Raw genomic sequence first — 518 nt, forward strand, 5'->3', positions numbered from 1 at the left:
GGTTCCAGCAGTCGGTGGGGCCGCCGTCGGCGTGGGCTTGCCCGTGGTCGATGTCGCAGCGGCCGGGGCGGCGGCGGCAGCCGGGCATGCGGCAGTGGCGGTCGCGGACGTGCAGGAACCGGCGTTGCGCGGCGGTGGGTTCGTAGGCGGTCGTCGGTGGCGGTGGTCCGAGGCCTGGCCCGCTTTCCGGACGCGTCTGGGCCGCGGTCGCCCGGCCGGATGCCGCGGTGCCTGCCGTGCCCGCCGTGCCCGCGGTGCCCGTCCTGCCCGCGTTGGGGGCGCGGCTACGCGTGCGGTTCCGGCGGTGGCCGGCGGCGCGGCGGAGCTGGCTGTGCGTGGCGACGGTGATCAGCCGCCCGTCGGTGGGGTTGCCGATGGCGACCTGCACGCAGCCGCCGGCCGGTGCGCGCCCGATGCCGAGCAGGTCCAGTTCGCGGAGGATCTCCCGGCACTGGGCGGCGGTGACGACCTCACCGGCGACCTCGGCGCCCGGCTGGCTGCCGCCCTGGCTGTCGGGG

General features: G+C 78.4%; 1 pseudogene. It reads right to left on the reverse strand.

Features of this window, described 5'->3' with window-relative positions:
• Positions 1-518: pseudogene (locus ACI79W_RS20045) on the reverse strand (hypothetical protein); the annotation flags it as partial.

The organism is Blastococcus sp. SYSU DS0533, assembly GCF_054050775.1.